The 21,679-nt window shown below is 34.8% G+C and carries 18 protein-coding genes; 7 read left to right on the forward strand and 11 right to left on the reverse strand.

Going from position 1 to position 21,679, the window contains the following annotated elements; translation table 11 throughout:
* Positions 1-9 precede the first annotated feature (9 nt).
* Positions 10-600 carry a carboxymuconolactone decarboxylase family protein gene (locus A9D35_RS10425; protein ID WP_066222642.1) on the forward strand — a complete coding sequence of 197 codons (591 nt, stop codon included), beginning with the start codon at positions 10-12 and terminating at the stop codon, positions 598-600.
* 110 nt (positions 601-710) lie between these two features.
* On the opposite strand, the gene A9D35_RS10430 is transcribed toward A9D35_RS10425, so the two are convergent.
* The 5 genes from A9D35_RS10430 to A9D35_RS10450 all read right to left on the reverse strand — a co-directional run bounded on the left by A9D35_RS10430 (position 711) and on the right by A9D35_RS10450 (position 4,844).
* The gene (locus A9D35_RS10430; protein WP_066222644.1) at positions 711-1,280 is read right to left on the reverse strand and encodes a uracil-DNA glycosylase family protein; all 570 of its coding nucleotides are present in this window, start codon (positions 1,278-1,280) and stop codon (positions 711-713) included.
* Between the two features lie 7 nt (positions 1,281-1,287).
* The gene (locus A9D35_RS10435; RefSeq protein WP_066222647.1) at positions 1,288-1,632 is read right to left on the reverse strand and encodes a HopJ type III effector protein; all 345 of its coding nucleotides are present in this window, start codon (positions 1,630-1,632) and stop codon (positions 1,288-1,290) included.
* 24 nt (positions 1,633-1,656) lie between these two features.
* Complete coding sequence (locus tag A9D35_RS10440; RefSeq protein WP_066222650.1) at positions 1,657-3,021, reverse strand: dihydrolipoyl dehydrogenase family protein; 1,365 nt, start codon at positions 3,019-3,021, stop codon at positions 1,657-1,659.
* A 266-nt stretch (positions 3,022-3,287) separates the two neighbouring features.
* Positions 3,288-3,962, reverse strand: coding sequence for a 16S rRNA (cytidine(1402)-2'-O)-methyltransferase (rsmI, locus tag A9D35_RS10445; protein ID WP_066222653.1), 675 nt, complete (start codon positions 3,960-3,962; stop codon positions 3,288-3,290).
* A gap of 126 nt (positions 3,963-4,088) precedes the next feature.
* Positions 4,089-4,844, reverse strand: coding sequence for a DUF8457 domain-containing protein (locus tag A9D35_RS10450; RefSeq protein ID WP_066222655.1), 756 nt, complete (start codon positions 4,842-4,844; stop codon positions 4,089-4,091).
* 102 nt (positions 4,845-4,946) lie between these two features.
* On the opposite strand from A9D35_RS10450, the gene A9D35_RS10455 reads away from it, so the two are divergent.
* The 6 genes from A9D35_RS10455 (at position 4,947) to A9D35_RS10480 (ending at position 11,607) form a co-directional block, all read left to right on the forward strand.
* Positions 4,947-5,594, forward strand: a complete 648-nt coding sequence (locus tag A9D35_RS10455; RefSeq protein WP_066222657.1) for a thymidine kinase — start codon at positions 4,947-4,949, stop codon at positions 5,592-5,594.
* A complete protein-coding gene (gene alr, locus A9D35_RS10460; RefSeq protein ID WP_066222659.1) occupies positions 5,587-6,693 on the forward strand; it encodes an alanine racemase in 1,107 nt (368 codons plus the stop codon). Before A9D35_RS10455 ends, alr begins: the two co-directional genes overlap by 8 nt.
* A 61-nt stretch (positions 6,694-6,754) precedes the next feature.
* Positions 6,755-7,165 carry a large-conductance mechanosensitive channel protein MscL gene (gene mscL / locus A9D35_RS10465; protein ID WP_066222662.1) on the forward strand — a complete coding sequence of 137 codons (411 nt, stop codon included), beginning with the start codon at positions 6,755-6,757 and terminating at the stop codon, positions 7,163-7,165.
* A 134-nt stretch (positions 7,166-7,299) separates the two neighbouring features.
* Positions 7,300-8,289, forward strand: coding sequence for an aspartate-semialdehyde dehydrogenase (locus A9D35_RS10470; RefSeq protein WP_066222665.1), 990 nt, complete (start codon positions 7,300-7,302; stop codon positions 8,287-8,289).
* A gap of 89 nt (positions 8,290-8,378) precedes the next feature.
* Positions 8,379-10,538, forward strand: a complete 2,160-nt coding sequence (locus A9D35_RS10475; protein ID WP_066222668.1) for a prolyl oligopeptidase family serine peptidase — start codon at positions 8,379-8,381, stop codon at positions 10,536-10,538.
* 100 nt (positions 10,539-10,638) lie between these two features.
* Positions 10,639-11,607, forward strand: coding sequence for an ABC transporter ATP-binding protein (locus tag A9D35_RS10480; RefSeq protein ID WP_066222672.1), 969 nt, complete (start codon positions 10,639-10,641; stop codon positions 11,605-11,607).
* Here A9D35_RS10480 and A9D35_RS10485 read toward each other — a convergent pair.
* The 6 genes from A9D35_RS10485 to A9D35_RS10510 all read right to left on the reverse strand — a co-directional run bounded on the left by A9D35_RS10485 (position 11,602) and on the right by A9D35_RS10510 (position 21,569).
* Positions 11,602-12,066, reverse strand: a complete 465-nt coding sequence (locus A9D35_RS10485; protein ID WP_066222674.1) for a 3-oxoacyl-ACP synthase — start codon at positions 12,064-12,066, stop codon at positions 11,602-11,604. The two genes, A9D35_RS10480 and A9D35_RS10485, sit on opposite strands and share 6 nt — an antisense overlap.
* Complete coding sequence (mtgA, locus tag A9D35_RS10490) at positions 12,053-12,745, reverse strand: monofunctional biosynthetic peptidoglycan transglycosylase (protein WP_066222677.1); 693 nt, start codon at positions 12,743-12,745, stop codon at positions 12,053-12,055. The genes A9D35_RS10485 and mtgA overlap by 14 nt, the downstream gene beginning before the upstream one ends.
* A gap of 27 nt (positions 12,746-12,772) precedes the next feature.
* The gene (locus A9D35_RS10495) at positions 12,773-15,538 is read right to left on the reverse strand and encodes a PD-(D/E)XK nuclease family protein (protein WP_066222680.1); all 2,766 of its coding nucleotides are present in this window, start codon (positions 15,536-15,538) and stop codon (positions 12,773-12,775) included.
* Between the two features lie 68 nt (positions 15,539-15,606).
* On the reverse strand, positions 15,607-16,959 hold the full coding sequence (locus A9D35_RS10500; RefSeq protein WP_066222683.1) for an OmpA family protein: 1,353 nt from the start codon (positions 16,957-16,959) through the stop codon (positions 15,607-15,609).
* A 123-nt stretch (positions 16,960-17,082) separates the two neighbouring features.
* Positions 17,083-18,276, reverse strand: coding sequence for a glycine C-acetyltransferase (gene kbl, locus A9D35_RS10505; protein WP_066222686.1), 1,194 nt, complete (start codon positions 18,274-18,276; stop codon positions 17,083-17,085).
* Positions 18,277-18,392: 116 nt separating this feature from the next.
* Positions 18,393-21,569 (reverse strand): UvrD-helicase domain-containing protein, encoded by a 3,177-nt coding sequence (locus A9D35_RS10510; protein ID WP_066222689.1) that lies wholly within the window; start codon positions 21,567-21,569, stop codon positions 18,393-18,395.
* Between the last annotated feature and the right edge of the window lie 110 nt (positions 21,570-21,679).

Genomic DNA, 21,679 nt, shown 5'->3' on the forward strand with positions numbered 1-21,679 from the left:
CAGAATAAAATGCCACTAATAACTCCATTATCCCCAGATCACGACCAAGACACTAAAGAATTAGCTACTTTTTTTAACGAAACACTTGGCTTCTGCCCAAACTCGGTTTTAACCATGCAACGCCGGCCAGCCATTAGCAAAGCTTTTATAAATTTAAACAAGGCCGTAATGGCTAACGAAGGCCGCGTAACTTCTGCTTTAAAACGCCTTATTGCCTGGGTAAGTAGCAATGCCACCGGATGTCGCTACTGCCAAGCACACGCCATTCGAGCTGCAGAACGTTATGGTGCAGAACAAGAGCAACTCGATAATATTTGGGATTACCGTACCCACCCTGCATTTAGCGAGGCCGAACGTGCGGCATTAGATTTTAGTTTGGCCGCATCTCAAGTACCAAATGCCGTAGACGACACTTTAAAAAAGCGACTAAACACCTATTGGGACGAAGGCGAAATTGTAGAAATGCTTGGCGTTATTTCCCTATTCGGCTATTTAAACCGCTGGAACGACAGTATGGGAACCACCCTAGAAAAAGGCGCTATAGAAAGTGGTGAACAGCATTTAGGAAAACACGGCTGGGAAAAAGGTAAACATATTTAAACGGCTTTGGGCGTTCCCCTCTTGGGGCGCGCTTTCCGTTGTATCTTTTATGGTCGAAAAAAAACCATAAAAGGATGTCACTACAATCGCTAACGCAGATAGATTTTCAATTATATAATTTCATGTACTCTTTTTTGTAATTCAGGCACAACTGAAGCTTCGAACCACGGATTTTTCGACATCCAAAATCGATTTCGTGGTGATGGGTGCGGAATGGGAAAATAAGTTGGTAAATACGATTCGAAGTTAGAAACCGTTTCTGTTAAAGTAGTCCCAACTTCAGCCTGTAAATAATATTTTTGAGCATAACTCCCAATTAAAATCACAAGTTTTACATTCGGCATATTATCTAATAACATATTATGCCATTGGGGTGCACATTCGAGTCTAGGAGGCAAATCGCCACTTTTCCCTTTCCCAGGATAGCAAAATCCCATAGGAATAATGGCAAAATTCTTAGTATCGTAAAACTGGTCTTCGCTAACATTTAACCAGGTTCTTAACCGTTTTCCGCTAGCGTCGTTCCAAGGAATTCCGGAGTTATGCACTTTAAGTCCTGGCGCCTGACCCACAATTATAATTTTAGAATCTGGATGCGCCGTAACAATAGGATGCGGACCTAAAGGCAAATTATCTGCACACAGTGTACATTGTTTAATTTCGCTTAGAAGCGCATCCATAGTATCCTTATTTTAACTGCAGTGGATTACCATCAAAATGCAAACCTTCAAACCCAGTTTTCATAAAGTTTCTAATATTTTGGTGTCCCGTGCCTTCGGGATCGTTCAATATATCTTCAGTATAATAACTTCCAAAACAGCTTAAGGTTTCATTTTTAGTGAAGCCCTGTAATTTTGCAAATGCAAACAATTTGCATGATCCAGAATTTTCGCCTGCTTTATTTTCTAATGTACCATTAGTAAAAGCTGTTGGGGTAAACTCGTAAAGATCGTCTATAACCGCCATCGTATCTGCAAAAGTGATAATTTGAGGTGCCTTTTTTAAGGTGTTTTTAAATTCTTCTAATGTCATTTGTTTTAATTTTAATTCTATTTTTTAATCCTCATCCTTCATCATGCTTTTTAAATCACTGCTGTATGAAGGGTAAGTAAACATTTGTTTTTTAAATTCGGAAACTGTCATTTTCTGGCTTATAGCCATAGAAAGTATATTAATAGTTTCATTGGCTTGCGAGCTTAAAAGGTGTGCTCCGATAATTTCATCGGTACGCTCATTTACTAAAATTTTATACGCATAAATGGGGTTATTTTCCTTTTTGGCATTATACCAATGACTCACTTCACCTTTATAAACTCGGATATTCTTATATCGTTTTTCAGCTTCTTCTTCAGAATAGCCAACACTAGAAAGTTTAGGATTGGTAAATACTGTTGAAGGAATACAAGGCACATCAAACGTTTTAGAACCTTCCTTAATGATATTATTTCCTGCCACATAACCTTGTAAACCCGATAAGGGTGTTAAGGGTAACGATTTACTACTTACATCTCCACAAGCATAGATATTAGGGTTAGATACACTTTGTAAATGATCGTTTACTGTTACACCACGTTCATCAAACTTCACATTCGCTTTTTCTAAGTCTAATAAATCTATTGACGGAACGCGTCCGGCGGCATTAAAAGCTTTTCTAGACTTAATAGATTTATCTTTTCCTTTTAAAGTATAATTAACTCTTATATTCTTTTTTAATTTTTCAACAGAAGTCACTTCGGCATTATAGATAAATGTTACGCCTATTGTTTTAAGATAATCGACTAAAGTATCTACTAAAAACGGATCGAAAGCTGTTAAAGATCTTGATCCTCTTTCTATCATGGTGACCTTGCATCCCATAGTGGCCATCATGCAAGCAAACTCCATACCCACATAGCCCGAACCTATAAACGTTGCTGTTTTAGGTATTTTTTTAAAATTAAGAATATCGTCGCTAACCTCTAAATAGGTATTACCATCTATGGGCAATTCTAGCGGCACCATTCCTGTTGCAATAATAAATTTATCGGCAGTAACGTGTTTGCCTTCTACTACAATTTCATTTTCATTTTGAAAAACTGGCGATTGGTGATAATAGGCTATACCTAATTTTGAAAATTTTTCTTCTGTATTTTCTGGGATAACTTTTGTAAACGAGGACTTAAATTTCTGAACCTGTTTCCATTTTATCTTAGGTAATTTAGAAATACCATGTCCCTTTAAAAGCGTAGTTTGACGCAGTAATTCTGTAAATTGCATTAATATTTTTTTAGAATCGCAACCTCTTAGAGCACACGTACCACCAAATTCACGATTATCGGCAATGGCCACTTTCATATTTTGTTTGGCACAAAGTTCTGCAGCTGTTTGGCCAGCAACTCCGGTTCCAATAACAAATACGTCGTAATGTTTCGTGTCTTTCATAATTTTAAGGTTTTAAGGTTACGCTTGCCCGAGTACTAGATGCTTCTTGTTTTGAATTCTAAAAAAAACAAACCAACTGGGCTAAGTTCTAGATAAGAAAAGTATATCAATCCTATCTATATTATTCGTTTTATACGAGGTCTTTTTCATTTTTAAACTCTATAAAACATTTCGAATTTAAATGAATTAAAACGCATAGAAGGTTTGTAACAAAAAAGATTTTGACCCTAATGATTTAGAATAGAAAAACCGAGAAACTTTAGCAGCTACTTTAACTTCCCACCTACTACAATAACAATTTCCCCTTTTGGCGGCTTATTGGTATAATGTTCTAGAACCTCTTTTGCTGTTCCTCTTACCGTCTCTTCGTAAAGTTTAGTAAGCTCTCGAGACACAGATACGGGACGATTTTCACCAAAATACTCGCAAAAATGAGTGAGTGTTTTTATAAGTTTATGTGGCGATTCGTAAAATATAATGGTTCGCGTTTCTTCTGCCAACACTAATAATCGGGTTTGTCTTCCTTTTTTTACGGGCAAAAATCCTTCGAATACAAATTTATCGTTTGGCAATCCGCTATTCACCAAAGCGGGCACAAAAGCGGTAGCTCCGGGTAAGCAGTCGACTTCTATACCATGTTCTACACACGCACGGGTAAGCAGAAATCCTGGATCTGAAATCGCGGGAGTACCAGCATCGCTAATTAATGCAATGGTAGTTCCACCTTTTAATTTATGAATTAACCCTTCAACCGTTTTATGCTCGTTATGCATATGGTGTGATTGCGAAGGTGTACTAATCTCGAAATGTTTTAGTAGTTTTCCAGAAGTACGCGTGTCTTCGGCCAAAATTAAATCGGCTTCTTTTAAAACGCGAATGGCTCTAAAAGTCATGTCTTCCAGATTACCTATGGGTGTTGGAACAATATATAGTTTGCTCATGTGATTGTAATTAAACAGTAGATTTTTATTCCTTTTTCTAAAATTAAAAAGGAAAGTGTTGCCTTAGTTTACCAAAATTTAACAAGACTATTAAAAACTAGAGGAGGCTTAAATTATTTGATAATACTATTTAAATCGTCCTTCAATAATTTGCATAAAACGCTCTTCGAAAACGTCTTTGCCTTCCCAATTGTTATAATCGGTTTTAACAACATTCTGAATTAAATTACTTGCTTCTTCAAAAGTAGTACAGGTATTTATTTGCGAAATAACACGATCGTAATCTTCCTGGCTACCGTCGAATAACTGTTTTATAAAAGCAATTTTATCGTTTAATCCAATATTTAACCCCCCAGATTTTAGCTTATCATTTAGCGATTTTTTTACACTAGAAATCATAGATGGTGTTACCGGTTCAAAAATAGGCGTTTCTTTAAAGTCGGCTGTTATCTCTTCAAAATCGTTTTTCTGATAGGTAGGTTTTTGCACAATCTCTTCAAAAAGAGCATCAATAGCATCACCTTCTTCTGGCATTTGTGCTACGATATCCTTTATTTTTTCCATAACAGGCTCTATAATTTCTTCTTCATCTTCACGATAATTTAAGTCGTTATCGCTTGCATAATCATTAACATCGGGAGCATCAACCACACTATCTGTAATTTGATTATTAAGCACTGTGTCTACCTCATCTATATTTGAAGTATCGTTATCAACTGTAGATTGTGAATCTTGCGGATTAGATTCTAAAAATTTTAAAACAGATAATTTTTCAAAAAGAATAGCTGTTTCTGCATGCAATTGATTGAGATCGTCTTTGCCTTCTAATCTTAAAACCCTAATCGCCACATTCATTAATTCTGCTTCCAACTTCTTCTTCATAACTTTTATATTTTAAACTAATTTCGCCTTTTAATTTTTAATAAATTTACACCGCCCTTATGCAAACGGGAGTTTGCACAATTTTAGTGTTAAAATTACAAAATGTTTCTCGAAAATACAGTAAATCATAAAGAACAATTTGGTTGGATAGAAGTTATCTGCGGATCGATGTTCTCAGGAAAGACCGAAGAATTAATCCGAAGACTAAAACGTGCCCAGTTTGCCAAGCAGCGTGTTGAAATTTTTAAACCCTCGGTAGACATACGTTATAATGAAGATATGGTAGTTTCTCACGATGCTAACGAAATACGTTCTACCCCAGTTCCTGCAGCAGCAAACATTCCTATTTTAGCCGATGGTTGCGATGTGGTTGGCATAGACGAAGCTCAATTTTTCGATGATGAAATTGTTAGGGTTTGTAACGATTTAGCAAATAAAGGAGTGCGTGTTATTGTGGCTGGCTTAGATATGGATTTTAAAGGAAATCCGTTTGGGCCCATGCCCAATTTAATGGCTACTGCAGAATATGTTACTAAAGTTCATGCCATTTGTACTCGCACCGGAAATTTAGCGCAATACAGTTATAGAAAATCACAGAGCGATGCGTTAGTTTTATTAGGTGAAACCGAGGAGTACGAGCCTTTAAGCCGTGCTGCTTACTACAAAGCCTTGCGCAACGATAAAACAAAAAACATAACAATAAACAATCCAGAACACATAGATTCTAAACCTAAAGATACCGATGCCTAAAGCGCAGGAAACCCTTTTAGAAATAGATTTAAAAGCTTTAGAGCACAACTTGGCTTACCTTAAATCTAGAATACAACCCACTACAAAATTTATGGCTGTTGTAAAGGCCTATGCCTATGGAAATGCTGCCGAGGCTATAGCTAAGCATTTAGAAACTTTAGGTGTCGATTATTTTGCAGTAGCCTACACTTACGAAGGCGAACAGTTAAGAACTGCCGGAATTACAACTCCTATTTTAGTGCTTCACCCGCAGGCTATAAGTTTTAATGCCCTTATTGAAAATTGCTTAGAACCTAATTTATATAGCCTAAAAGTATTAAAAGCGTTTATTACTACTGCCGAGAGTTTAAAGCAAACCGATTACCCAATTCATTTAAAATTTAATACGGGTTTAAATCGTTTAGGTTTTTCTGAAGCTGATATTCCGGAAATAATCTCTTTATTAAAAAACACGGCGTCTGTAAAAGTGGTCTCTCTATTTTCTCATATGGCCGCTAGCGAAGATTTAAATGAAAAGCCTTTCACTTTAAATCAAATTGATGCCTTTAATTCTATTTCTGAATTAATTCTGAAACAATTACATTATAAACCGCTGCTTCACATGTGTAACACGTCGGGGATTTTAAATTTTCCTGAAGCGCATTACGATATGGTAAGAAGCGGAATTGGGATGTATGGTTTTGGAAACTCGGAAAAAGAAAATATCCATTTTAAACCAGTAAGCACCTTAAAGACCGTAATTTCTCAAATTCATCATATTCCTGCAGGACAAAGTGTTGGTTACAACCGAGCTTTTAAAAGTGATGCCCCCATAGTTACAGCAACCTTACCCCTTGGCCATGCCGATGGTATTGGAAGAGAATACGGAAATGGAAAAGGTTTTGTTGCAATTAACGGACAAAAAGCGCACATAGTAGGCAATACGTGTATGGATATGATTATGGTAGATATTACAAATATTGACTGCCAAGAAGGAGACGAAGTTATTGTTTTTGGCGATTACCCAACTGCCGAAGAATTTGCAGCCACTGCAAACACCATTTCTTACGAACTATTAACAGGGTTATCGCAACGCATTAAACGCATCATTTTAAAATAATTACAGCTTGTTTTTGATTTTTTTTATATACTTTAGTGATTATTAATCAATCCTAAACTATATGGCATTTTTCAAAGATTTTAAATCCTTTCTATTTAAAGGTGACATAATAAACCTTGCAACAGCAGTTATTGTAGGTGGTGCATTTGGTAAAATTGTAAGCTCGTTTACTAAAGATATTTTAATGCCGCCCATAGGTATGTTATTGGGCGATGTTAATTTTACAGAATTAAAATATGTATTAAAATCAGCTTCTACCAACGCTGCAGGCGAGGCTGTACCAGCCGTTGCTATTAATTACGGAAATTTTATTCAGGTTATTATAGATTTCATAATTATAGGGTTTTGCATTTTTATGGTGTTAAAAGCTTACGAGAGCACAAAGAAAAAAGAAGAAGAAGCTCCTGCACCTCCAGCGGGTCCAACACAAGAAGAATTGTTAGCAGAAATTAGAGATTTACTTAAAAAGTAAAATCTGTTAATTATTTAACAAATTGTTATTTGTTGTTAAATACCCTTGGTTTAAAGTCATTAAGGCTATTTTTTAAATTTATAATACTTAGTTTTGTTAAAAATAACAAGACTCATTTAAACTAAAATTATATAATGAAAGTAGCTGTAGTTGGCGCCACGGGTATGGTTGGCGAAGTAATGCTTAAAGTTCTAGCAGAACGTAATTTTCCATTAACAGAATTAATTCCTGTTGCCTCAGAACGTTCTGTAGGTAAAACAATTTCTTATAAAGGTAAAGATTATAAAGTTGTAGGTTTAGCAGACGCCGTAGCCATGAAACCGGATGTAGCGTTATTCTCTGCTGGAGGGGATACTTCTCTAGAATGGGCTCCTAAATTTGCAGAAGCAGGTACAACTGTTGTAGATAATTCTTCGGCTTGGAGAATGGATCCTTCTAAAAAATTAATCGTTCCAGAAATTAATGCTAACGAATTAACAAAAGACGATAAAATTATTGCAAACCCAAATTGCTCTACCATACAATTAGTTATGGCTTTAGCTCCGCTTCATAAAAAATATAAAATGAAACGTGTTGTGGTGTCTACTTACCAATCGGTATCTGGTACAGGTGTAAAAGCTGTAAAACAACTAGAAAACGAGATTGCTGGTATAGATGGAGAAATGGCTTATCCTTACCCTATCGGAAGAAATGCATTACCTCATTGCGATGTGTTTTTAGATAATGGTTATACTAAAGAGGAAATGAAATTAGCTAAAGAACCTCAAAAAATATTAGGAGACTCTTCGTTTTCTGTTTCTGCTACTGCTGTAAGAATCCCTACTGCTGGTGGACACTCAGAATCTGTAAACGTAGAATTTGAAAATGATTTTGATTTAGCCGATGTGCGAAAACTGCTAAGTGAAACTCCAGGTGTAGTGGTTCAAGATAATACAGATACCAATACCTACCCTATGCCAATTTACGCCCATGATAAAGATGAGGTATTTGTAGGACGTATTAGACGAGATGAAACTCAAAGTAACACATTAAATATGTGGATTGTTGCCGATAACTTACGTAAAGGTGCTGCCACAAATACCATTCAAATCGCTGAATATTTACTAGCGAACAAGATACTTTAAGTAAACCCTAAAAATATCTTAAAAAAGCCCGTAAGTTTAAACCCTTAGGGGCTTTTTATATATTTTTACCCTCCTAAAACACTTAACGTATGAAAAAACTAATAGCCTCCCTAGTTGTATTAACCTTTTTAAGTTCATGTAAAAACGAGCAAGAACTTAAAAAAAACAATAATCAAATAGTGAACTATCCAATTACAAAAACTATAGACACTGTCGACACCTACTTTGGTACAGAAGTAAAAGATCCGTATCGCTGGTTAGAAGACGACAGAAGTGCTGAAACAGAGGCTTGGGTTAAGGAAGAAAATAAAATAACTTTCGATTATTTAAACAAAATTCCATACAGAAATGTCATCAAAGAACGTTTAACAACGCTTTGGAATTACGAAAAAATTGGAACTCCCTTTAAGGAAGGCGATTATAATTATTTCTATAAAAACAACGGACTTCAAAATCAGAGTGTAGTTTATAGAACAAAAGGTGATGATAAAACAGAACACGTTTTTCTAGATCCGAATACCTTTAGCGAAGATGGTACAACCTCTTTAGACGGTTTATCCTTTTCTAAAGATGGAAGTTTGGCGGCGTATTCTATTTCTGAAGGAGGAAGTGACTGGAGAAAAATTATTGTTTTAAATACAGAAACCAAAGAAATTACAGAAGATACTTTAATTGATATTAAATTTAGCGGTATGTCTTGGAAAGGCAACGAAGGTTTCTATTATTCTAGTTACGACAAGCCTAAAGGCAGCGAATTATCGGCTAAAACAGATCAGCATAAAGTCTATTATCATAAAATTGGAACAAAACAAAGCGATGACGCGCTTATTTATGGGGGGACTCCAGAAGAAAAGCACCGTTATATTTATGCCAATGTTACCGAAGATGATAAGTATTTAATTATTTCACCAAGGGTGTCTACATCTGGAAACAAATTATATATTAAAGATCTTACTAAACCTAACAGTAAACTTATCCCAATTTTAGAAGACACGAATAGCACTTCTCATATTATAGATAATATTGGTAGTAAACTTTTTATTGTTACCAATTTAAACGCTCCAAACAAAAGAATAGTTACCGTAGATGCATCTAATCCGACTCCAGAACATTGGGTTGATTTTATTCCTGAAACAGAGCATGTTTTAAACCCTTCTACAGGTAGTGGCTATTTCTTTGCCAATTATATGGTAGATGCCGTATCGCAAGTTAAACAATACGATTACGACGGAAAATTAGTTAGAGAAATAGAGCTTCCAGGTGTAGGATCTGTTGGAGGTTTTTCAGGAAAAAAAGAGAATAAAACGCTTTATTATACCTTCTCGAACTACATAACACCTTCCACAAGTTTTGCTTTTAACCCAGAAACAGGAGCGTCTAAAGTCTATGTAAAACCAAAAGTAGATTTCGATCCAAATCAATACGAAAGCAAACAAGTATTCTATAAGTCGAAAGACGGAACAAAAGTTCCTATGATTATTTCTTATAAAAAAGGAACAGAACTTAACGGAAAGAATCCTACCATTTTATATGCTTATGGCGGATTCAACATTAGTTTAACGCCTGGATTTAGTATCGCAAATGCTGTTTGGATGGAAGAAGGCGGAATTTACGCGGTACCTAATTTACGTGGTGGTGGAGAATATGGTAGAGCATGGCATGATGCAGGAACTAAAATGCAAAAACAAAATGTGTTTGATGACTTTATAGCTGCTGCCGAATATTTAATAGACAACAGCTATACATCGTCTAAATATTTAGCGATACGAGGTGGATCTAATGGAGGTCTATTAGTTGGAGCAACAATGACACAACGTCCAGATTTAATGCAAGTTGCACTTCCTGCCGTTGGAGTTTTAGACATGTTACGCTACCATACTTTTACAGCTGGAGCAGGTTGGGCATACGATTACGGAACTGCGGAAGACAGCGAAGAAATGTTTAATTATTTAAAGGCTTATTCTCCTGTTCATAATGTGAAACCTGATGTAAGTTATCCAGCAACTCTTATAACTACTGGCGATCACGATGATCGTGTTGTGCCAGCACACAGTTTTAAATTTGCTGCCGAACTACAAAACAAACAGAAAAACGGTAATCCAGTATTAATACGTATTGAAACCGATGCCGGCCACGGCGCTGGAACACCGGTTAGTAAAACCATAGAGCAATATGCAGATATTTTTGGTTTTACCTTATATAATATGGGGTTTGATGCTTTACCAAACGCCACTACAAATAAAGAGTAACCTATTATATTTATTATATTTTAAGCGTCATTTAATTACAGTTTAGTAAATAAATGGCGCTTTGTTTTTTTATACTATTTTAGCGCATTAAAAGTCATCTATGCTTCAGGTACAGAATATTTCATTTGGTTACGATACAAAAACCGTCCTTCATAATATATCTTTTTCGGTAGAACCCGGTCAGCATGTATCGATTATTGGTGAAAGTGGCTCTGGAAAAAGCACATTAATAAAACTCCTTTACGGGACTTACGATTTACCTGAAGGTGAAATATTTTGGAAAAACCAACCTGTTCTTGGCCCTAAATTTAATTTGGTAATTGGTTACGATTTTATGAAATACGTAGCCCAAGAATTCGATTTAATGCCCTTTACTTCGGTTGCCGAAAACATAGGAAAATTTCTTTCTAACTTTTTTCCCGAAGAGAAACAGAAACGGACTGCCGAACTTATAGAACTTGTTGATTTAACCGAATTTGCCGACGTTAAAGTAAAACTATTAAGTGGTGGCCAAAAACAGCGTGTCGCACTTGCTAGAGCCATTGCAAAGCAACCAGAAATTATTGTTCTAGATGAACCGTTTAGCCATATCGATAATTTTCAAAAACAACGCTTACGTCGTAACTTATTCAAATATTTAAAAGAAAAAAATATAGCTTGTGTAGTGGCAACTCACGATCGAGAAGATGTCTTACCCTTTGCCGACCGGATGATTGTTTTAAACAACGGAAAAGTTATCGCCAACAATACGCCTCAATATTTATACAGCAATCCGGAAAAGCCTTTAATAGCATCCTTTTTTGATGAATTTAATACGTTTAAAGCTTCAGAATTGGGAGTTAAACAATCGAAAAAACCTGTTTTTGTTTATGCTCACGAATTGGAAGTGACGGACAAGTCAACAATAAAAGGAAACGTTTTACATAGTTATTACCGTGGTAATATGTTTTTAGTGGAAGTGGAAGTGAACTCAAGGTCGATTTTTTTCTATAATAAAACAGCTTTAAAAGTGAATGACATCATTAATATAGAACTTACCAATTCTGCTAAACAACGCTTATCATTATAAAACCTCCGAGATTATAAACTCCTGTTCTCGGAACTGAATTGTATCCCCAGCTCTTTTTGAAAGCAAAAGCTGACCAATAGGAGTATTTGGTGCAATAGCAAAAAACTTGAGATTATTGATTTCAATTTCGCCTGCACTAATGGCTATAAAATAATTAGATTGATTAGTAATTACAGCACTTCCCACACAAATAGTATCAGAGTGTTTTAACACATTAATTTTGGATACGGCTTGCTTAACCTGATTAATTTCTGCCAATTGTGCCCCAAACTTTTCCCGTTCTAATTGCAACATGGCACGACCAGTTTCGTGTTTGTCTCCGGCAGAACTCTTGGTTTCCGAAGTTAGAGCTTCCTGAACCTCTGCAATATTATGTTGTACATTAGCCAAACGTTTATCGATAAATGCTTCACAACGTTGTAGTAATTTTGCTTTTATTTCAGATTTATTTTTTATCATTTTCAAATTGTAAAGTCCCTAAAAATTTCATTTGTCTTACTATCCAAGCTTTACGTTTTTCGATATAAGCAGAAGCTGGATTGGCCTTATACTGTCTAGGATTTGGTAAAATTGCTGCGATAGCTGCGGCCTCGTAATTGGTTAATTTTAAAGCTGATTTTTTAAACCAAAACTGAGCTGCAGCTTCGGCCCCATAAATACCATTCCCCATTTCTATGCTATTTAAATAGACCTCTAAAATACGTTCTTTACTCCAACACAATTCAATTAAAAATGTGAAATAGGCTTCTAAGCCTTTTCGTAACCAGCTGCGTTCTGGCCATAAAAATACATTCTTGGCTGTTTGCTGACTAATGGTGCTTCCACCGCGAACACGCTTACCTTTTTTATTGTTTTCAAAAGCCTTTTCAATAGCCTTTAAATCGAAGCCGGTATGTTTTAAAAAATTTTGATCTTCAGTACATATCACCGCCTTCTGCATAGGTAGAGCAATCGCATTTAAAGCTACCCAATCATGTTTCCATGCTTTAGGAATATTATTTTCTGATTGCTCGAAACTACGAATTACCATTAATGGTGTAATAGGAACAGGTACAAACTTGTACAGCATTACCACCGCAACAGTACTTACTACAAACCAAAATATAATCTTTAATAAAAACCTGAAAAATCTTTTCATGAATTACATGTCTACGCCTTATTCAACTTAATGACTAACATCCTTTTCATCGAAATTGACATCAGTGTTAAAAATATCTAGTATTAATTGTTTTAATTGTTCCTCGAATAGTTTGATGGTTTCTTCTGTAATAAGAGAATCTTTAATCGCACCCTTACCCGATTTATCTTTGGTTGTAAACTTTAAAAAACCATTACTTAAGTTTTTAAATGAAATAATACCGGCCTCTAAAGGAAAATTCAATTTACCAGAAGTATGCATCATATACGCATAACACAGAATTTGAAACGGCTTACTAAATTTATCATAATCGGTGGTAAGATCGTCCCAATCTATAATTTCTACCTGATTTTGCGTTACACTGCCCGTTTTATAATCTATAATTCTCGTAGTGCCATCGTATTCATCTACGCGATCTACTTTACCCCCAATTGTAACAGGAAATGGTAACTCGGCTATAGTAATAGGGACTTGTTTAAAATCGGCCTCTATGGCTAATATTTTAATTTTTCTACCGGCTTCTAATTCTTTTATTTCAGAGTTGATAAAGTTGGAAACGTAACGTTTCGCAATTTCAAAACTAATTAAATTTTTCCCCGTACTGATATCCCCATCGTTAAATGCTTTTTTAAAGTGATATAAAACAGTTTTACCTATTTTAGACTTCATGTCTTTTACATGCTCAACAGTTAAAAAAGTTCCCTCTAAGGGTTTATAGAAATCCTCTAGTGTATTATGCACCACTGTTCCTAAGGTATTCGCAGCAACAGTTTCTTCAACTTCGTTATACTCTTCAACCTTTAACACCTTTTGAAAATAAAAATCCATCGGATTTCTCATATAACTAGTTAATGAAGATGGCGAAAATCCGTACGCTGCAAGTGCTTTTAATCGTTCTATGACTAAAGGTGTCTTAGAAACCATTTTTAATTTCTGTTCACCAATGGGCACATTGGGCATTGCGGTTATGTGTTTTAATGGATGAATATTTTCTAATTCCAACTGGGTAATAAAACGACTTGGTTCCCCACCCGTAAGCACATCGGACTCGGTATTATAAATGATATAAACATTTTTTGCTCGCTGTAACAATCGATAAAAATGATACGTATATACCGCATCCTTTTCCTTAAAAGTTGGTAGGTTATATTCTATTTTCACATCAAAAGGTATAAAGGAATTATTACTTTTTCCTGCAGGTAATATACCCTCGTTTACCGATGAAATAATTACAGTTTCAAAATCTAATACACGTGATTCTAACATTCCCATAATTTGTAGACCTTGTAGAGGTTCTCCTTGAAAATCTAAAGTCTCACTGCTTAGTAATTCTTTATAAACCTGGTGTAGCGTACTAATGCTTTGAAAATAATTATAAGTGGTATGCAAGCGATCCAGTTCGTTAAACAATTCATGAAATCTAAACGTATATTCTAGACTTAATACATGCTCTTCTTTATTTAGGTCGAGATAAGTTTTCAGTATAAAAATAAGCGACCTTACTTGTTTTAAAGCCTCTCCAGCATTGTTTCTCCAGCCTCCAAACAATACAGTAATGAGTTCCTTAAAAGGTTCGCATAGCGCCAATAATTTCTTATCAGTTAAAAAGACTATATTGTTTGTTTGAATGGTCTCTATTAATTGTGTTGCATAATCTTTTTCATTCAGTATAAATAAAGGTCGGATATACTGATGTGATAGGATGCTAATAACATCTTTAAAATAAAATGATTTAGGATTGTTTTTATGAAGGTTGAAAAGACTCTCAAATAAAGAGGCTAATGGAATAGATTTTAAAGGAAACCCCATAGTAACATTTAAGGTTTTCACTTCGTTTGGAATAGAATTTAGAACCGGAAGCAGCAACTCTTCATTACCGAGTACTATAGCCGTGCTTTCCAAATTCTTCTTGGTTTTACTAATGTCTTTTAATATCGATCCAATGTATTTAGCTTGGCTAATATTTTTAGGAACACCTACAACTTGAATGGATTTTTGTGTTTTATAATTATCGGTAATCCATTGAAATGGATGTGTTTTAAAATAGTTCCAGTGCTTAGCATGTTGTCTAGTAAATAATCCGGCATCGTGAATTGGATTCTCAAAAAATGTTTTATCGACATCCCAAAAAATCTGAGCATTAGTATCTTCTAATAAATATTGAATGATGGATTCCTCGGCTGTATTTAAGGCATTAAAACCTAAAAAAATATGTTGCGTAGAGTTCTGTGCTACATATGCTTTTACTTCTGCATTAGCCTGCCTATAAATTAAACCTTGGTACCCCAATTTGTTATCTAGTAAGTGCTGAGAGAAATGCGTGTAATACTCTAGAAGTTTATTCCAAAACGCTAAATAATTTTTAACAAACTCTGTGATTTCGGTTTCAACAGACCAGCGTTTTAATTCTTGAATTGCACTTAAATAGGCGAATATTTTATCCTGAGGAATTAAATATCGATCTACTTCATTAAAATCTTGCAGTAAAACTTGAGCCCATTTTGAAAACACTTCAAAGGAATCTGGTTCACTTTGAGTATTTAGGGTAAGGAAGGTATTGTAAAACTGAAAAAGCAATTCGGTATTAGAAATAGTTTTAATACCAGAGATTGACTCAACAAACTCTTCTATACTTAATATTTCGGGAGCAAACATGGTTTGTTGGGTCGATTTTGAAAGCTGTTGTTTCAAAAATGTTCCTGCACGTTTACTAGGAAGAATAAATTTTAATTCGGAAAGGTTAAGCCCTTGCTCTTGGAGGTTAGTAATAACCTCTTCTATAAAAGTTGTCATTGTATAAAAATAAAAAACGCCCCGATAAATCGGAGCGTTTTCTAAAATTATATTTTAACAGTTTTGTCTTATTTAACTAAGTTAATTTCAACACGTCTGTTATTAGCTCTACCAGCTCTAGTTTTATTAGTGTCGATTGGCTTAGACTCACCGTATCCTTTAGAAGATAATCTAAATTCGTCGATACCGTGTCCTACTAAGTAATCTTTTACAGCTAATGCTCTAGATTCAGATAACTTCATGTTTAATGAATCAGAACCAACACTATCAGTGTGACCTTCTACTGTAAATTTAGCATTAGGATACTCATTTAAGATAGCGATAATGTTTTCTAATACCTCTGCAGAGTGAGTTTTGATAGTAGATTTACCTGTATCGAATAAGATCGTTTTAGCGTAAGCGTTTAATGATTTTTGAACAGCTTCAGATAATTCTGGACAACCATTGTTTGCTACAGTACCTGGATCGTTAGGACATCTGTCATCTTTATCTGGAACACCATCACCGTCAGTATCTGGCCAAGGACAACCGTTGTTTTCTGCAGGACCTGCAACATCTGGACATTTGTCATCTCCGTCAGCAACACCGTCACCGTCAGTATCAGGACATCCGTTTAATTCTTTTAATCCAGCAACTGTTGGACATTTATCATCTGGATCAGCAATACCGTCTCCGTCAGTGTCAGGACATCCGTTAAATTCAGCAGTACCTGCTTCGTTAGGACATGCATCTTTACTGTCTTCAATACCATCACCGTCAGTATCAGGACAACCGTTGAAGATTGCTAAACCAAATACGTCTGGACAAGCATCGTCTTTATCGTAAATACCATCTTTGTCAGTATCTTTTCCTCCAAATTTAATTGTAATACCAGCAGAATGTTGGAAGTGAGAAGTTAAGTAATCTTCGAAAGCATGCTTATAAGAAGATTGTACTGTAAGACCAATGTTTTCAGTAAACCAAATGTTGAAACCTAAAGTACCATTAACAGTACCAGCTCCAATTTCGTCTACCCAAGTATAACCCCCACCGGCACCGATGAATGGATTGAATACACTATGGTTTAAGAAACCATATTTAAATGTACCATCGATTCCGTAGTAAGACCAATCTGAAACAGACTCATCACCATACTTGTCAATTTTATTAATAGATCCTGTTACTCCAAAAGACAATCCACCTGTTAATTGACGAGCCACCGATATCGTTGATAAAGAAGGCAAAATGTTCCAGTGATCACCAACGTTGAAGTATTCGTCTCCGAAACCTTCACTAAGCGGTGCACCATCACCATTAGGGTAGAAGTCTACTGCGTTCACCCCGAAACGGATCGCCCATGGGTTGTTGTCATCTTGCGCATAAGTGTTGCTAAAACCAAATACCAGCAACATTGCGAACAATAATCTGCTAAGATTTTTCATATTCAAAAGTTTAATTTTTAAGTGTTAATTGTAAACAAAAGTAAGTTGTTAAATATTATTAACAAAGACAAATATAAAAAAATATTGACAACTTCAGCAAAAGATAAAAAGTTTAGAATCGTTTTATACAACCCCTAACGATTTTCCAACCTTAATAAAAGCAGCTATAGCTCGGTCTAAATCAGCCTGTTTATGGGCTGCCGAAAGCTGTACGCGAATTCTTGCTTTTCCTTTTGGAACTACAGGAAAAAAGAATCCTATTACATAAATTCCTTCTTTAAGGAGTAAATTAGCCATATTTTGAGACAATTTCGCATCATATAACATGACAGGAACTATAGCTGAATCGCCATCTATAATGTCGAAACCGGCTGATTTCATCCCCTTTTTAAAATAATTTGTATTCCACTCTAAAGTATCTCTTAACCTTGTATCCGTATCTAACATTTCGAATACCTTTATAGATGCGCCTACAATAGCTGGTGCCAAGGAATTTGAAAATAAATAGGGTCTAGAACGTTGACGTAATAACTCGATAATTTCTTTTTTACCTGTAGTATAACCACCCATAGCACCGCCTAAAGCTTTTCCTAAGGTACCGGTTATAATGTCTATTCTATCTAAAACTCCTTTTTCTTCTAAGGTTCCTCTACCTGTTTCTCCAATAAATCCAGCTGCATGACATTCATCAATCATAACTAATGCATCATATTTATCGGCTAAATCGCAAATTTTATCTAATGGAGCCACGAGACCATCCATAGAGAACACCCCATCGGTAACAATGATTTTAAACCGTGCACCTTTTTCATTCGCGGCAATAAGTTGTTGCTCTAAATCGGCCATATCATTATTAGCATAGCGATATCGTGCCGCTTTGCATAAACGTACACCATCTATAATAGAAGCATGATTCAATGAATCTGAAATAATGGCATCTTCCGCACCTAACAAAGGTTCAAAAACTCCACCGTTTGCATCGAAGGCTGCTGCATATAAAATAGTATCTTCTGTACCATAGAAGTCGGCTATCTTTTGCTCTAATGTTTTATGTATATCTTGAGTTCCGCAAATAAAACGAACTGAAGACATTCCAAAACCATGAGTATCCATAGCATCTTTAGCTGCTTGAATAACTTCCGGATGAGCAGAAAGTCCTAAATAATTATTAGCACAAAAATTTAAAACGGTTTCTCCTGTATTTAATGTAATTTCTGCACCTTGTGGTGACGTAATGATGCGCTCTTCTTTAAAAAGTCCTTCATCCTTAATATTCTGAATTTCTTGTTGTAAATGTTGCTTAATATTGCCGTACATACCTTTACTGTTTTTTTACAAATGTAAGATGTTTTTCTGTAAATACGGAAATACATTAAACTTAATGAAAAATAATCGTCAAAATAACCAATATATTACGAAATCATCAAAAACTACTATGCATAAGTAATTTGAATGTCTTCATTTAAATAGACTAAAATCTTGTGTTTCACCTGTAAATTCATGTCTTCTACGCAATCTTGATAATGTTGCAACTGTTGTTTATGCTTCTCTAAAACTGTTCCGGTTTTATAATCGATTATTACAATCTTATTTTCTGGTGTAATAATAAGGCGATCGGGTCTTAAAATCCCACCTTCTTTTGTGAGAATATCGCGCTCATTATATATAATGTTTTCTGATGAGAAATACGATTGAAGTTCTGGATGTTCTATAATTTGTAATATAGTCTGCTGTAGCTCTTGCAACTGCTCTAAATTTACCAAGCCAGTATGTTCGGCATCTTTCAATACAGGTTCTACATCGTCTTTGGTTTTAATTTTAGACATTAAATTATGAACTAAATTTCCTTTCTCAATGGCATCTTGTTGTTTGGTATCCCATAAATACCCACTACTTGCCACAATTTTTATATTGTGATCTTTTTTTGCTGTCGAAATAAACTCTAGTACTTCTTGCTCTCCAGATGTTTCATCAATGGTTTGCTCTGCAGTTGCAACACGTTTCGGATTTCCGAAGGAATAATTAAAAGTATTGTCCTGCCAAAGCTGATTGTGCATTAAAAAATCAATTAACAATCCGCTATATAATTTTTTATTAACCTGACCTTTCGCATTTAAAGCAAGACTACTAATAATATGAAGTTGCTCTACCGGTCTTGTTAATGCTACATATAAAAGATTAATACTATCTAATTCTAAAGCAGCTTCATGTTGCACACTAATGTTCATGCCTTCTTCGCCAAAATCTTCAAAACGTGATTTATTATAATTTAATAAGGTAACGGGAAAACCCGCAAAATTATCAGCATTTAAAGGAAACCATTCTTTCGCATCAATTTCTTCATATATCCCTAAATCGGCATATGGAAAAATAACCACAGGAAACTCTAACCCTTTAGATTTATGAATTGTCATGATCTGAACCGCATCTTGCCCCTCTGGAGACACAATACTTAATTTATCGATTTTAGCGTTGAAATATTCTAAAAAGCCAAAAATATCGGAGCCATGTTTTTGGGTATATTCTAAAACGATATCTAAATAATATTGAACATAGGCATTAGAAGTCTCCACCAATTTAAATTCGCGTACCAAGGTTTCGAACATATCAAACAAAGGTAATTGTATAAGCGAATTGGCATTAGACTGAATTCCTAACGACTCAAAACTTTTAAATAAATCTGAATTATTTAATGCTATATGCTTCGCTAAAAACTCATGTTTATCTTCAATTTTAAATTTTTGGGTTAAAAAATAAAGAACTTCTGCTTTAATTTCGGTGTTTTTAGGCTGAAATAATAAAGTAGCCAAATGCGTTAAAAACATAGCTTCTGGAGCATGCTTTATTAACAATAATTCTGAAGAAATCAAGGCCACATTACGCTCGCTTAAATATTTTGCAATAGCTTTAGCATGCTTGGTTTTTCGTACCAGAATACAAATGTCTTTTAATTGATAGCCATTTTCGCAACAACTTAATATGGTATTATAAACTTGTTCTGAGTATAACTCGTCCTTTTCCTTTTCTTCATCCTTTAAATCTAAAAAGGAAATATTTACATAACCTTCATTTTCATTCGATTTATGCTGATATGCCCCTTTATACAATTTCCCATAACTCGTATTACTAAAAGCAGTGTCCGATAAATAGGTGAAAAAATTATTATTAAATTCTATAACCTCTTTAAAACTTCTAAAATTGGTTTCTAAACTTTTTTTGTCTTTTACAGTATTAAACGGATTATAATTAAAACTCTCGTCAGACAACTCTATAAACTGTTCTGCTTCTCCGCCTCGCCATCTGTAAATTGCTTGTTTGGCATCGCCAACAATCATAAGTGAACCCGGGTCTTTTTCTGTATCGTAATGATCGATAGCTTCAGAAATTAACGGAATTAAATTTTTCCACTGCATTTTCGAGGTGTCTTGAAATTCATCTATAAAATAATGGTTGAATTTCTCGCCCAAACGTTCGTAAATAAAAGGTGTGGGCTGATTGGCAATTTCATTACTTATTAAAGTATTAAATTCTGAAATTAGCATTTTATTTTCTTCAGTTTTTATGGCAATCAATTCCTGATTGATGGCGTTTAAAACCGATAGTTGTGTTAAATTTTTATTTATGCTTTGCAACAGTTTTATATGAAGCACCAGAGATTTAGTTTTATAAAATTGCGCTGCTATCTGTGGCTGAAGGCTATCTATAAGCGAGGCCAAATCAGCATCCTTTTTTACACGTGCCGGGTAGAGCGGATGACTTTCAATTTTAGTTTGCCAAACCAACGAGAAATTCACGTTGAAATCGCCAGATCTTAGTTTCTCAAAATAATTTGGAACAGAAGAATTGGAAAAATCATTAAATGCAATACCATTAGTTTTAATAAGCTCTAGAAAATTTAATGCTTCTTTTTCAATTTCCTTTTCTGTAGTTTTTATATCGGAAGTTATCTGTGTTTTCAGATTCTTAAAATCGGATAATGACTTATACTTTAAAATTTCTAGATACGGAATGTCATTTTCGTTAGTAAGTAACCTAGCGATATTATATAGGTCTAAAGCGATATTCCAACTTTTATCATCATCTGCTTTTTCTATGGCATATTGCACAAGAACTTCTGTAAGCTCCTTATCTACTCCTGCTTTGGCTATGAGTTGATCTACAGCTTTATTAAGTAAACTTTCTGTATCTAAATCGACTTCAAAATTTAAAGGCAATTTTAAATCGTGAGCAAAAGTTCTTATAATTCTATGTGTAAAACCATCTATAGTAGAAATTTCGAAGGCAGCGTAATTATGTATAATGGTATGCAGCAAAGATTTCGATTTACTATGTAAAGCTTCGGGTTCCATGTTTAATTCTTCACATAGCACATTAAACATAAAGTCGCCAGAATTTATAATTTCAGGATCAGAAAATGCTTTAAGCATTTTTATAATCCGTTCCTTCATCTCGAAGACAGCCTTATTTGTAAAGGTAATGGCCAATATATTTTTAAACTGATAATTACTCTTCGACTTGAATAATATTTTTAAATACGATTTTACTAGCGTAAACGTTTTACCACTCCCGGCAGAAGCATCGTAAATAGAAAAAGAAGTCTGACTTTCCATGCGAACAAATTATTTTGAAGACAAGATAAAAACTATCAATGATTCGATAACAATTAATTATTTTTAATTGCCATGTATTATGACTAAATTTGGAAAAGAATATTAATATT

Source organism: Formosa haliotis, from assembly GCF_001685485.1.
Lineage (GTDB): Bacteria > Bacteroidota > Bacteroidia > Flavobacteriales > Flavobacteriaceae > Formosa > Formosa haliotis.